This is a genomic window from bacterium, from assembly GCA_035380285.1.
Taxonomy (GTDB): Bacteria; Auribacterota; Erginobacteria; order Erginobacterales; family DAOSXE01; genus DAOSXE01.
On sequence record DAOSXE010000011.1, the window covers coordinates 21,956 to 35,419 of the forward strand.

At 64.2% G+C, this 13,464-nt stretch carries 13 protein-coding genes; 8 read left to right on the plus strand and 5 right to left on the minus strand.

Annotation, left to right across the window (positions count from 1 at the left end):
• Positions 1 to 70 precede the first annotated feature (70 nt).
• From PLZ73_05605 to PLZ73_05625, 5 genes are read left to right on the plus strand one after another with little or no spacing between them, the layout of a single operon-like run.
• On the plus strand, positions 71 to 835 hold the full coding sequence (locus tag PLZ73_05605; protein ID HOO77348.1) for a sugar phosphate isomerase/epimerase: 765 nt from the start codon (positions 71 to 73) through the stop codon (positions 833 to 835).
• Positions 836 to 861: 26 nt separating this feature from the next.
• On the plus strand, positions 862 to 1,500 hold the full coding sequence (locus PLZ73_05610) for a peptidylprolyl isomerase (GenBank protein ID HOO77349.1): 639 nt from the start codon (positions 862 to 864) through the stop codon (positions 1,498 to 1,500).
• Positions 1,469 to 2,740 (plus strand): N-acetylmuramoyl-L-alanine amidase, encoded by a 1,272-nt coding sequence (locus PLZ73_05615; protein HOO77350.1) that lies wholly within the window; start codon positions 1,469 to 1,471, stop codon positions 2,738 to 2,740. Before PLZ73_05610 ends, PLZ73_05615 begins: the two co-directional genes overlap by 32 nt.
• Positions 2,737 to 3,417 (plus strand): class I SAM-dependent methyltransferase, encoded by a 681-nt coding sequence (locus PLZ73_05620; protein ID HOO77351.1) that lies wholly within the window; start codon positions 2,737 to 2,739, stop codon positions 3,415 to 3,417. Before PLZ73_05615 ends, PLZ73_05620 begins: the two co-directional genes overlap by 4 nt.
• The gene (locus PLZ73_05625) at positions 3,414 to 3,812 is read left to right on the plus strand and encodes a YkgJ family cysteine cluster protein (protein HOO77352.1); all 399 of its coding nucleotides are present in this window, start codon (positions 3,414 to 3,416) and stop codon (positions 3,810 to 3,812) included. The genes PLZ73_05620 and PLZ73_05625 overlap by 4 nt, the downstream gene beginning before the upstream one ends.
• Positions 3,813 to 3,860: 48 nt before the next feature.
• Here the strand turns inward: PLZ73_05625 and PLZ73_05630 are convergent, their stop codons facing one another.
• From PLZ73_05630 to PLZ73_05645, 4 genes are all read right to left on the minus strand, one after another.
• A complete protein-coding gene (locus PLZ73_05630; protein HOO77353.1) occupies positions 3,861 to 5,918 on the minus strand; it encodes a metallophosphoesterase in 2,058 nt (685 codons plus the stop codon).
• 469 nt (positions 5,919 to 6,387) lie between these two features.
• Complete coding sequence (locus PLZ73_05635; GenBank protein HOO77354.1) at positions 6,388 to 7,860, minus strand: DEAD/DEAH box helicase; 1,473 nt, start codon at positions 7,858 to 7,860, stop codon at positions 6,388 to 6,390.
• 41 nt (positions 7,861 to 7,901) lie between these two features.
• On the minus strand, positions 7,902 to 8,306 hold the full coding sequence (locus PLZ73_05640; GenBank protein ID HOO77355.1) for a cytoplasmic protein: 405 nt from the start codon (positions 8,304 to 8,306) through the stop codon (positions 7,902 to 7,904).
• Between the two features lie 64 nt (positions 8,307 to 8,370).
• The gene (locus PLZ73_05645) at positions 8,371 to 9,504 is read right to left on the minus strand and encodes a M23 family metallopeptidase (GenBank protein ID HOO77356.1); all 1,134 of its coding nucleotides are present in this window, start codon (positions 9,502 to 9,504) and stop codon (positions 8,371 to 8,373) included.
• Between the two features lie 79 nt (positions 9,505 to 9,583).
• On the opposite strand from PLZ73_05645, the gene ychF reads away from it, so the two are divergent.
• The 3 genes from ychF to PLZ73_05660 all read left to right on the plus strand — a co-directional run bounded on the left by ychF (position 9,584) and on the right by PLZ73_05660 (position 12,975).
• On the plus strand, positions 9,584 to 10,645 hold the full coding sequence (gene ychF / locus PLZ73_05650) for a redox-regulated ATPase YchF (protein ID HOO77357.1): 1,062 nt from the start codon (positions 9,584 to 9,586) through the stop codon (positions 10,643 to 10,645).
• A gap of 33 nt (positions 10,646 to 10,678) precedes the next feature.
• Positions 10,679 to 12,064, plus strand: a complete 1,386-nt coding sequence (locus tag PLZ73_05655; protein ID HOO77358.1) for an MATE family efflux transporter — start codon at positions 10,679 to 10,681, stop codon at positions 12,062 to 12,064.
• Positions 12,065 to 12,138: 74 nt separating this feature from the next.
• The gene (locus PLZ73_05660) at positions 12,139 to 12,975 is read left to right on the plus strand and encodes a thioesterase (GenBank protein ID HOO77359.1); all 837 of its coding nucleotides are present in this window, start codon (positions 12,139 to 12,141) and stop codon (positions 12,973 to 12,975) included.
• Here PLZ73_05660 and PLZ73_05665 read toward each other — a convergent pair.
• Entirely contained in the window at positions 12,947 to 13,402 is a 456-nt protein-coding gene (locus tag PLZ73_05665) for a hypothetical protein (protein HOO77360.1), read from the minus strand. The genes PLZ73_05660 and PLZ73_05665 overlap by 29 nt on opposite strands.
• Positions 13,403 to 13,464 lie beyond the last annotated feature (62 nt).

A 13,464-nucleotide genomic window follows, 5' to 3' on the forward strand; every position in this document is an offset into this window, starting at 1 on the left:
CCGTTCCCTGAGACGATTTTTTACTAAATTTATTCGCCGCGAAGAAGGTGAGCAGATGCAGTTGGGTCATATGAACTCCCCGTTCTTCCCCCTCGACGAGGAATTCCGGTTCGCGGCCGGCGCCGGGTTCGATTTTCTGGAATTGACCATCGAACCGCCGGCCACCCCGATCGAGGAGCTGGACGCCGGAACCATCCTGGAACTTTCCCGGGAGCACTCCCTGCCGGTTCCGGTCGGCCATAACTCCTGGTACATCCCCTATGCCAACCCCCTGACCTCCGTTCGGGAGGCCTGTCTTCCCTACCTGGAAGCCTGTTTCGACCTCTGCCGGGACGTGGGAATCGACCGGATCAACGTGCATACCAACCTTTCCTATTCGAGCAAACTGCTGAAAGAGGTGATCCGCGCCCACGTCGAATTCCTCACCCTGGCGGCGGCGGCGGCCGGGGCCAGGGACATCCGGCTGATGCTGGAACCGGTCGGGAGCAGGTACGACACCTTCGAGACCATATCCCTGATCCTGGACAGCGTCGAAAACCTCCACCTGCACCTCGACCTCGGACACGCCAACATCACCGAGCCCGACGGGGGCGCGGCCCTGATCGCCCGTTACGGCCCCCGGCTCCTCCACGTCCATGTCTCCGACAACCGGGGGGACGACGATCAGCACCTGCCGCTGGGATGCGGGAGCCTGGAACTGGACCGGATCCTCGGCGCCCTGCGCGAGGCCGGCTACGACGGCACCTTTACCCTGGAGATATTCGCCTCCGACCGCGATTACCTGCTCATGAGCCGCGACATCTTCCTGGCCGCCTGGGAGAAAACCGAAGACTGAACCGAGCCGCCGATAAGGAGAAACCGATGAAGAAGATCTGGATGCTGCTCCCGGCCGCCCTGCTTTCCCTGGCTTCCGCCGGCGACGGCGAAGAGGCCGGGCCACCGTCAACACCGGAGGAAACCGTGAACCGACCCGCCCCGATAACCGCCGTCATCGAGACCGGCAGAGGACCGATTCACCTTGTGCTCTTCGCCGACCAGGCTCCCCTGACCGTAGCCAACTTCGTCAACCTGGCCCGGCGCGGATTTTACGACGGGGGCTCGTTCCACCGCGTCATCGACAATTTCATGATCCAGGGGGGGTGTCCGCTGGGAACCGGCAGCGGCGGCCCCGGGTATACCTTCGCCGACGAATTCTCGCCCGATCTGCGCCACGACCGCCCCGGCGTCCTTTCCATGGCCAACCGGGGCCCCGGCACCAACGGGAGCCAGTTTTTCATCACTCACACCGCCACCCCCTGGCTGGACGGGAAACACACCGTTTTCGGGCGGGTGGCGGGCCCGGAAGATCAGGCGGTGGTCGATGCCGTCCGCAAGGGCGATCGGATCGTCTCCATCCGCATCGACGGCGACTGCGGCGAGCTGATGGAAAAAATGGCCCCGCAGATCGAGAACTGGAACCGGATTCTCGATGCCGTCCGGCCCCCGGCGCCGGGCGATTGAGGAGACCGGGGCGGCGTTGAGGGCCCGGGCGGCAATCGCAGGTATGGTTGCGGCCGCGGTCTGGACCGGACCGGCTCCCCTTTTCGCCGCCAAGCTCAACATCGTCAACCACTACAGCCCGGAAAACAAAAACCGGGAAAAACGGCCTTCGACCGACTATATCATCCTCCACACCACCGAAGGGGCGACCGCCGGGTCCCTGAAGAAAGTCACCCGCAACGGAGAGACGCACTACTTCGTCGACCCCGCCGGGAAAGTCTACCGGATCATCCAGAGAGACCGGATCGCTCTCCATGCCGGGCGGAGCATGTGGAACGGGAGGGCCAACCTCGACGACGTCTCCCTCGGAATCGAGGTGGTCGGCTACCACAACCGCGACCTGACCGCGGCTCAATACGTCGCCCTGAAAGAGCTGCTCCGCCAGCTCCGGAACATCTACCGGATCCCCGACGAGAGGGTCCTCACCCACTCCATGGTCGCTTACGGCCTGCCCAACCGTTGGCACGCGACCTCCCACCGGGGGCGTAAGCGGTGCGGGATGCTCTTCGCCCGCAAAGACGTACGGGTCAAACTCGGCATCGAACGGGCGCCCGACTGCGATCCCGACGTCCGCGCCGGGCGGCTCACGGTCGGCGACCCCTACCTGGCCCGGGTCCTGTACGGCTCCCCCCGGACCCAGGAAGAGGCGCTCAGCCGCTTCGTCGGCGCCGACGCCCAGACCATAGCCAAGGGCCGCAGCGCCTGGGACGTCGCCCGCGACCAGTACAACTCCCCCCAGACCGTCTATATTTTCCCCGACGGAAAGGTCCTGCGGGGGAACGAGATCGTCGCCTGGGGCTCGATCCCGGCCGGGACCCGGGTGATCCTTTCCGACAACCAGCGCGACAACCCTCCCGAAACGATCCGGATCCTGGGGAGGGACGGGTCCACCGCCGCCGAAATCGCGGGGGGCGAATACGCTTCGGCTTCCACTCTCTACCTCTACCCCGACGGCCGCTACCGGTTGGGGAACGATCTGACCGCCGGCGATTTCAAGACGCTCCCCGTCAACACCAGGATACTGCTGGGATATTCGGTCGCGGGCAAGGTCACTCCCGAAACCAGCGCCTTCGACATCTGCGGCCCCGATTGGAACCTGCCCGCCACCATCTACTTTCTGCCCGACGGACGTCTCCTGCCCGGCAACGAGATCGGCGAAAAGAGCATCCCCCGGGAAACGACCGTCTTCACGCGCCGGTGAAACGGCGTCCCGATAAGAACGGCAACGGCCGGCGCGAGGCCGGATCCGACCGGAACGCCTACCTCAAAGCTCACCGCTGCCCCCGGGGGGAACTGGGCCGAACGGTCGCCCGGCGGATGAACCGGCACCATGCCCCGTTGCGGGCCTGGGGGCTGGCCCGCTTCGCTCCTCCGCCCGGGGCTCTGGTCCTGGACATCGGCTGCGGCGGCGGCGCGACCGCCCGCGACATTCTGAGGCGCCCGGAAAACTACTCGGTGATCGGGATCGATCTTTCCGAGGACATGGCCCGGTATTCCCGGCGTCGCAACCCCGGGCGCGGGCGCGCCGCTTTCGTGGCCGCGGCCGCGGACGGGCTCCCCTTCCCCTCCGGCGCTTTCGCCGCGGTCACGGCCTTCGAGACCACGTACTTCTGGGCCGATCTGGTCGAAGCGGCCGCCGAAATCGGAAGGGTGCTGGCCCCCGGCGGAACCCTGCTCATCGTCAACGAACTCTACCTCCACCCGAAATTTTCGGCCGGGGACCGCGAACTGACCGAGCTGATCGGAATGGAGGTATGCACGCCGGAACGGTACCGCTCTCTCCTGGAGAAAGCGGGGTTGACGGTCCTGGGGACGTTTTTCGCCGATTCCGCCCCCTGGATCGCCCTGGTCGCCGGACGCGGCGGAGACGCCGCTTGAACTCTTCCCACGTCCTCTCCTTCGACCCGGAACCGGGCGACGGTGACTGTTGCCGGGGTTGCGACGCCTGCTGCCGGTGGGAAGGGACGGTGTTCTTCCCCCCGGAGAATCTCCCCGGCATAGCCCGATGGCTGGGGATGGACGAACGGGAATGCGCCGAAACCTACTTCGAGCCGGCGCCGGACCGGCGACGCCTCCAGGCGGTCGAAACCGCCGACGGGCGGTGCCCTTTTCTCGGCGCCGACGGCTGCCGCATCTACCCCTTGCGGCCCCCGGCCTGCCGGAGTTTCCCCTACCGTTGGCAGCGCCCGGAACCCGAGCTGATGCGCCAATGCCGCCTCTGGAGAACCCTGCTCTGGCGGGCGGCCCGACGCGGAGACCGCCCCCGGACTTGACACGAGTTCCCCGCACCAACGGATCGTTTCCGGAGCGGGCGTAGGTCGTTAATTGCCGGAGAGGGGGATATCGTCCTCGTGTCCGTAATATACCCTGGTGAAACCCGGGAGATTCCACAAACCGGCCGACGGGCGAAAAATGCCCAAGGTTTTCGCCGCCCCGCCGTAATAGGCCGGAACCGGAACGTCACCTTCCCGGGAAAAATACCTCCGGGTAACCCCTTTGAGGACCCATAAACCATTTGTTCGTCTGAGGATCGCCGGTTCGGCCGTGCCGTCCCCGTCGTAATCCCCGGGGAGGGGAATATCACCGTCCTTTCCGAAGAAAGCGCCGGTGATATTCCGGATGAGCCATAACCCTTCCGGCGGGCTGAACACCGCCGGATCGGCGGTACCGTCCCCGTTATAATCGGCGGAAACGGGTAAATCTCCCTCTTCTCCCCAATAAATCCTCGAAATATCCGCGATGAACCACAAGCCGTTTTTCGACCTGAACACGGCCACATCGGTCGTGCCGTCCCCGTCGTAATCCCCGGGAACGGGAAGATCGGAGTCGATCCCCAAATACCTCGCGGTAATGCCCCTGATCCTCCACATGCCCGTCGAGGGCCGTCTCAAAGCCAGGTCGGTCGTGCCGTCTCCGTTATAATCGCCCGAGGCGGGCAAATCCCCCGGTCGACCGAAATAAACCCGGGTAATGTCTCTCAATAACCACAACCTCTGCTCCGCCCTGAATACACCGATATCGTCGGAACCGTCGCCGTCATAATCCTGGCCGTCAAGAACGAGTCGTTCGAGGACCGGTACCGGGGTCACGGCAACCGTGGGTGTCGCCGAGGGAGCGGGAGTAGAACTGGGCGTCGAACTGGGAACGGCCGTGGGTGTCGCCGATGAAGAAGGAGTAACCGAAGGCGTCGGGGTCTTACGGGCGGTGGGGGTGGTCGAAGGCGTTGGGGTAGCGCTGGGCGTCGAACTGGGAACGGCCGTGGGCGAACCGGTCGGGGCGTGCGTCGGCGAAGGAGCCGGGGAAGGAGTCGTATGGAAGATTTGAAACTGATCGAAAACGACGGAGTCGGTGTCGATCGCCCAGCAGTTCAATTCATGGCCGTCGATTTCCACCAGCATGTGTTCGTGGGTCATTCGGGTGAAAATCGTCCAATCGGTGATTTCTCCGGTCCTGTCATTCAGCCTCGATCCTCCCCCACCGGTAATAATGTGGCAAACCCCGTCCTTGAGGCTCCTTTCGTATTCGTGGATATGTCCGGAAAATACGATATCGACCCCGTGCTCTTCCAGGATCGGGCAGACGTCGTTGATGACCGTGGCGGAGTAGGTGCCCCCCGAAGACCAGCCGGGGATATGAAAAAAGACGAATTTCCACTCGCGGTCGGTGGAACTGACATCATTTACAAACCAGTTCCATTGCCCATGGTCTTTGTCCAACTCCAAGCCGTTGTTCTCCAGAATGGTGAAATGAGCATTGCCGTAGTCGAAACTGTAGTAATACTCATCCCAACCGTTCTCGGGCAGATGGAAGATATCAAGGTACAACTGTGGTTTATGGTTAGCCCAACCTTCATCTACATAGTCGGTCCATTCATGATTGCCCAAGACGGGCCATAGGCAGTAATCCTTGCAGAGATCCGTTTGTTCCGAGAAAAATTTTTCATACTGTCGGATCACCGGCCCGGAATCGACTATATCTCCTACAACCAGATAAAAGGAAGGATCGTCCTCCATGATCTGGCCGGCGACGTAAGGCCAACGGGATATGTATTCAGTCCAATCCATCGTGGTGTCGGCCGCAACCGCGAAACGGAACTTGGTGCTGGTGGCGGAAAAAGTGGTGAAGCTATGGACATCTCCCATGCTCACACCGTCGGCCGAGGCTCGATAATAGTAACGGGTTTCGGCGTTCAGATTATCGAGCAGGGCTTCACATCGGACCATGGGAGGATCGGCAAAGGCAGTCTGATAATTGAAGATCGTCACCTCGGCCGCGGTCTGCCATGCGAAGGAAGTGGCCGACTGCAGACCCCATTCCACTAAACCGTTGCTCACCGTATAGTTCGTCCACCAACAGACCCAGACCGAGTCGGTCGTCATCGATTGGAGAAACGGCCCGAACCAACATGCCGGGCTGGGGGTCGGCAGAGGAGAAAGGGTCGGTACGGGCGTGGGTGACGGATATGCCGTCGGCGCGGCCTTTCGGGGGAGCCCCCAACTTTCGCCGGGAATTCCGGCAACACCGATCATGCCCAAGGCGGCACAGCTCCAGCGGCGATACCGTCCAGTCCTTACCCGGGCATTCAAGCGCCGAGGCCTGATGAATAGCGCCTTTTTTGTCATGTGCATCGCTCAGACAGCGACAAGAACGTCGATCCCGGCCCCTCCTTCGGCTGTCGCCCGTGCAATCGTTTGGGCTCGATTGCCTTGGATATCGATAGTTTAACACGATATTCCGACAAGTCCTACGGCGATCTCACGGCCACGGAACCGGGACGTAGATTTCCCATCTTGAATTTCTGAAAAGACATCCCACGCCCCCCCCGCTCGGAACCGAGCCGGCGGCCGGTCAGCGGCGGCGGGATCGCGGGCCGCCGGAGCGGCGGGGACGGCCCCCCGGGCCCGGGGAAGAAGTCCGGCGGCGGGGGCGGACGGGGGGAGGCAGGGGCTTGAGCAGTTCTTCTTCCGGCTCCCGGCAGACCAGGTTTTCGCCGATGTACTTTTCGATGTCGGGGATCTGAAACGCGTCCTCGTCGCAGGCGAAACTGACCGAAATGCCTTCCTCCCCCGCCCGGCCGGTGCGGCCGATGCGGTGAACGTAGTCCTCCGCGTCCATGGGCAGGTTGAAGTTGATGACGTGGCTGATCCCCTCGACGTGCAGCCCCCGGGAAGCGACGTCGGTGGCCACCAGAACCCGGATGCGGCCGTCCCGGAAACCTTCCAGGGTGCTCAACCGTTTTTTCTGGGGGACGTCCCCGGAAAGCATGGCGGTGTTGATACCGTACTCCTCCAGGGACTCCATCAGCCTCCGGGTCCGGTCCTTGCGGTTGCAGAACACCAGCACCCGGTCGAGGCCGTGGGACTCGATCAGGTTGTAGAGGATCTTGAACTTTTCCCGCGCGGTGGTGATGTAGACCACCTGGTCGATGGAATCCACCACCACCTGCTCCGGCTCGATTTCGACGAACTCCGGCTGCCGGGTCCAACTCCCGATCAAACGCGCGACCCGAGGCGTGAGCGTGGCCGAAAAGAGCATGGTCTGCCGCGAATCCTTGGGCGGCGTCCGGCGGATGATCCGGCGCATATCGGGGATGAACCCCATGTCCAGCATCCGGTCGGCCTCGTCTATGACCAGGTGTTCGACCGAACCCAGATCGACCGCACCCTTTCCCATGAAATCGAGCAGACGTCCGGGGGTGGCGATGATGATGTCGACGGGTTTTCCCCTCAGTTCCGTCTCCTGACGGACGTAATCCATTCCCCCGTATACGGACAGTATCCTCAACCCGGTGTACCTGCCCAAGGTCCTGGCGTCTTTTTCGATCTGCAGCGCCAGTTCCCGGGTCGGAGCCATGATCAACGCCCGGGGCGTCCCGGAGGGAGCCGACGTTCTCGGGCGTTTGAGGAAATCCGCCATGAGCGTGATCAGAAACGCGGCGGTTTTACCGGTTCCCGTCTGCGCCCGGCCGGCGGCGTCCTTGCCCGCCAGGGAGTGGGGCAGAATTTTTTCCTGGATGGGCGTACAGTACCTGAACTCCGCCTCGGCGATCCCGGCCTGCAGTTCCGGAGGCAGATCGAGATCGAGAAACCGGGTCCGCCCCGCCTCCGGGGGCACTTCGGGCAGAGGGGGGAGAGCCTGGGGCCGGTCCTCCTTATTTTCCTCCCGTACCCGGCCGGAACCGGCGCGGGGGCGCCGGGAACGGCGGTTTCGGGAAGAGCGGCCCGGCGAAGCCGGCGCAGATTCGATCGGCGGCGGCGCGGGGGCCGGAACGGGTACGGGGGCGGTTTGTTCCGGAAGAGTGGCCTTCCGGAGCTTGCTCATGATGTTTTTCAGCATGGAGAACCTTGGGCGGGGCGGGGCATTCAGGTCAGTTTGATCGAGCCCATCCCGTGAGCTCCCGAGGCCGGCCCCAGCCCCGAAGTTTCTCCGGGAACGACGATCCGCGACGATTCCCGGCGACGGAGCTCGTTGATCTCCTCCACCATGCGGTCCATCGCCTTCTTGATGGCTCCGGGGAAAGCGGCGGAAGCGCCGGTCAGGTCGGTTGCCTCCAGGCGCGCGGTCAGAGGGAGGGGCCCCGCGGCCGACATGACGTTGGTCTCGGCGATAAATATGGCTTCCCGGGAAGGGTCCTCGCTTCCGTCCGCCTTCACCGGGACCATCTTTCGGACGGTGGCCAGCTTGAGGTCGGAATATATTTCCTCCCGATAGAAACCGTCGGGGTCGATGGTTATTTCGTCGATACTGCTGGGTTTCGTTTCTTCCATTGTCTTCTCCTTGGCGTATGTCCGGCCCGAGTACTATACCCTAAACGCATCCGTATCCCCAACGTCAATTCTCCCGGGGGTACAATACCAGGGAAAGCCAGCGTTCCCCCTGTTCCCCCAGCCGCCAGCGGCTCCCTTCCCTCACCACGATTCTCGGGCCGTTGCGCCCCAGGGCCCGGCCATCGACCCCGGTGACGACCGCGGCGGATTCCTCCAGCGCGGCCAGCTCGGCGGCAGCGGCGTTTCTGCCCTCCAGAACGACGCCGTTGGCCGTACAGGCCAGCGCCACCCCGCTCCCGGCGAATCCCTCGCCTTTCCAGAGGCGGGGATACCGGCGGAACCAATCCGGAAGGCGGGCGGTGCGGGCGGCGAGGGTGAAGGCCCGGGGTGCACCTTTCAGAAACGTTTCGAAATCCGAAGCGGGACGGAACAGCCTCCAGGCGAAGAACCTCAGGGGATCGAGCCCCAGGAGGTTCCATCCGTGGAAGGAACGGTGGGGGTTCTTCATTTTTCTGGAACGCGCCCAATCCCGGAAACGGTCGTTGGCGATCAGCCCGACTTCGAAATGCAGATGCGCCCGGCCCCGGGGAATGCGGGTCGAAGACGACGAGGTGCCGATCACTCCCAGGACGTCGCCCGCGGCGACGGCCTTTCCTTCCCGCAGGGACGGATCGATCGAACCCAGATGGGCGTACAGGGTGTAGACCGGGCCCAGGGGGTCGTCGTGGACAAGGACCACATAGTTCCCGTAGGAGGAGTTGCCGGCGACCCGGTTGACATAGGCGGCGGTGCCCCGCGCCACCGCCCGCACCCGGTCGGCGGGGACCCCCCGGCGGTTGTGCTCGCGGGCGGCGATATCCACTCCTTCGTGGAACGCGGGCAGGAACCGCTTCCCCGATTTCACGGTCCGGTAGGATCCGTAACGAGCCGAATCCGGACTGCCGGCGGCCGTGGGTTGGAGTACGCCGGGATCGCGCCAGAAGAGAAGCCGGTTCTGGCCGGTGGGGAACGTGAACTCGGCCCAGCACCCCCCGGACGGCTCCCCCCAGCCCCACGGTTCCGGGACCTTCGAAAAAACCGCCGCGCCCTTTTCGGGGAGAAACGCCGCGGTCCCCGCCGCCGCCGCCGCTACCAGCGCCGAACCCGCCCACGTGGGTATCCGCAGACGCGTTCGTTTCGATGTTTCTTTTCGATACATGCACAGATTCCCGTTCTTGCCCGGGGGAGCGAAGACGGGTAGTATAGCCCGTTCGCAACCGGGAAAAAAGGACGAACCCATGACTTTGAAAGCGGGCATCATCGGGCTTCCCCGGTGCGGGAAGACCACCATATTCAACGCGTTGACCGCCGCCGGCGCCGCCGAATTTTCGGGTGCGGAAACGAACCGGGCGGTCGTGGAAGTCCCCGATTCCCGACTGGCCCCGCTGATCGAGATCTACCGGCCTCCCAAAACGGTCCGCGCCGCCCTGGAACTGGTCGATATCCCCGGCCTCCAGGCCGGGAGCACCGCCGAGGGGGGGAGGGGCAACCGGCTGCTGGCCCATGTCAAGGACGTCAACGCCCTCCTCCACGTGGTCGCTTTTTTCCGGGACCCCGGGGAGATCGATCCGGCCGGAGACATCGAGATCGTCGACCTGGAGATGGTGACCGCCGACGTCCAGACCGTGCAGAACAAGATCGACCGCCTGGTTAAAAAATCCCGGTCCGGGGACAAGCAGGCCCTGAAGGAGCTGGAGGCATGCCGGAAGGTGCTCGCCTCCCTCGAATCCGGAGTGCCCGCCCGCAAACAGGATCTGGGGCCGGCCGAATTGGAGGCCGTGGCGGAATGCCACCTCTCTTCGCTGAAACCGGTGCTGTATATCGCCAATCTCGCCTCCGTCTCCGAGGCGGATGGGGAACAGGTGCTCCGGCTGGCCCGCCTCGCCCGCGGGGAAGGAGCGGAAATGATCGCGGTCGCGGGGCGCGACGAGGCCGACCTCAGCGAACTCGAGCCGGACGAGCGGCGGGAGTTCATGGCGGAGTTGGGCATCGCCGAATCCTCGGTGGAACGGCTGATCCGAGCCGCCTACCGGCTCCTGGGCCTGATTACGTTCTTCACGGCCGGCCCGACCGAAGTGCACGCCTGGACCTGCCGCAGCGGCGACTGCGCGCCCGTGGCCGCCGGCAAAATCCACACCGACATGGAGACCGGTTTCATCCGCATGGAGGTCATCCGCCACGAAGACCTGGTCGAGTCGGGAAGCGAGGAGGCGGCGGCCAAGGCGGGGAAACGGCGGCTGGAAGGCAAGGAATATCAGGTCAGGGACGGAGACGTCGTTGTCGTGCGTTTCAGCAACTGAACCCGCCGCGGCGCCCCCGCCCCCGGGAAGGCCGTGACCGTTTCCCGCCTCCACTCCAAGACCCGGGAACTCGGGGGGGAAAGCGTCCCCCGCCTGCTCATCCGCTATTCCATTCCCACCACCCTCGGTTTCGCCGCCTTCAGCATCTACAACATCATCGACCGCGCCTTTATCGGCAAGTTCGCCGGAAGCGACGCCCTGGCCGGGATTTCGATCACCTTCCCTCTCTTCATGGTCTGCATCGCCATCGGCATGCTGATCGGCATCGGAGGAGGAACCCTGACCTCGCTGCGGCTGGGGGAAGGGCGCTACGACCAGGCGGAGCGGATCCTCGGAACCGTACTGGCCAGCTTCGTCGTCAGCGGCCTGGTCCTGACCGCGCTCGGACAGATTTTTCTCGATCCGCTCCTGCGCCTTTTCGGCGCCGGGCCCGCCATCATCCCTTTTTCCCGCGCTTATATGCGGATCCTGATGTCGGTGATAACCGTCGACTTCATCGCCATGGGAACCAACGGCATGATCCGGGCCGAGGGGAACCCCGCCATCTCCATGGCCATCCTGGGGACCGGAGCCGTCCTCAACGTCGGTCTGGACTATCTTTTCGTCGTCCGCTGGGGATGGGGCGTCGAAGGCGCGGCTCTGGCCACCGCTCTGGCCAAGACGGTCTCCGCCGTCCTCATCTTCCGCCACTTCATCTTCGGCCGGACCCGCGTGCTCACTCTCCGGCTCCGGAACCTCACGATCGATCCCGCCCTGGCCCGGGCGATGCTGTACATCGGGGCTTCTCCTTTCACCCTTCAGTTCGTCTACAGCGTCTTCGTCGTTCTTACCAACCGTTTCCTCCTCCGCTACGGGGGGGACACGGCCATCGGCGCGATGGGAATCATCCACAGCCTTTTGATATTCCTGATGATGCCCATCATCGGCCTCAACCAGGGCAGCCAACCCATCATCGGTTTCAACTACGGAGCCGAAAACTTCGATCGGGTCCTGGCGGCGCTGAAAGCCTGTCTCTCCTACGCCGGGTTCATCGGCCTCGCCGGCCTGGCGCTGGTGGAGTTTTTCCCTCTCGACCTCGCTTCCATCTTCACCCCGGACCCCGTCCTGCGGGCGACGGCCGCCCGGGGCATGAGGCTGATGCTGGCCATGATCCCCCTGGGGATGTTTCAGGTCGTCATCGCCAACTACTTCCAGGCCACCGGTCGCCCTCTGGTCAGCATCTCCCTCAACCTCCTGCGGATGATCATCTTCTACCTCCCGCTTCTGTACCTCCTCTCCGCCCTCAGGGGGTTGGACGGCGTTTGGATGACCACCCCCGGCGCCGACATCCTCACCTTCTCGGTCGCGGCAGCCATCCTTTTCAGGGAGTTCGCCCGGGTCCGCGCTCTGATCCCGGCGGCGCCCCGGGACCTTCTTTGACCCCGAGCCGGCCCCGGGCGCGCTTGCCCGGACAAGAGACCGGGCTTACACTGTTATGAAACGGTGAACTCCGGATGAACAGCCGACAAAATCATTCTCCGGCCCCGGGCGACGACGACGAGGCTATGGGCGGGACCGTCTTCGAACAGTCATACCGGGTGTTGGCGCACGAAGCCGAGGCCGACGGCCTGGCCTCTCCCCTGGCCCTTCTCGACCGGCTCCAGGATGCGGCCGGAAGAGACGCGGCCCGATTGGGAGTCGCGATGGAGGATCTGCTCCGGGAAGGCCGAACCTGGTTTCTGGCCCGCTCCCGCATGCGGATCGAGCGGCGCCCGGGGCGCTGGGAGCGGTTTACCGTCGCCACCTGGGCCTCGGGCCGGGAAGGCTTGTACTACACCCGCGAATTCGTTTTTTCCGACGACGGCGGGGCGCCGCTGGCCCTGGCCACGACCGACTGGTTCGTCTTCGACCTGGCCCGGGGACGTCCCCTCCGGCCCGGAGTCCTTCCCCCCTTTCCCTGCCGGGAATCGCGCCTGCTCCGGGAAACTCCCCTGGGCAGGATCCCCGGGATCGAAGCCGCCGAACCCGGGTATTCGGTCCGGGTGCGCCCTTCCGATCTGGACATCAACCGGCACGTCAACAACGCCCTCTACGTTCAATGGGCGCTGGACACGATGCCCCCGGCTTTTCGGGAAGAATTCAGTCCTTTCCTGATCGAGGCGGCCTACCGGCAGGCGGCCGGAGCCGGGGAGACGGTGGAATGCGCCGTCTCCCCTCCGGGCGAAGATCCGGTCCCCGAACGCATTCACCGGCTGGCCCGAAAAGTCGACGGGACGGAACTGGCCCGGGTGCGCACGATGTGGGGAAAGCGCCCGGTGCCCCTCAGGGCGTGGCCGGCGGCGGCTCGGTAGCGGCGCCCTCCGGGGCCGGAAGATCCTCCGGGTCTCCCTTGCGGGTAATGACGGCGTTGCCCGAGGCCTGAGCTTCCTTGAGCCAGAAGAGCAGCGTGTAAGTCTGCCATTCGCTGGACCAATCGGTGGTCAGATCGGTCACGGTATCCGCTCCCAGTTCCTCGCTTTTTTCCGTCACCATGGAGGCGGCGGAATTGGTGGAAACGGTGTCGCGGAAGAAGTGGTAGCTCCCGGGATCGGACCGGCTTCCGGTGATGAGCGGCATGCACTCGAAACCCAGGAAGTAGATGCCCCAGATATCGGAGTGGATATGGGCCACGACTTCGGAACCCTCGGCGGTGAGCCGGCGCCCGGTGAGATCGTCCGTGGTCTGAATGCTGGAACACCCGCCTGCGATCAGAACGGCGGCGGCCACAACGCGCTTCATGCTCACTATCTCCCGGTTACGCCGTGGACCCGATTCTTGTCCTCCCGGCACCGATTTATGCT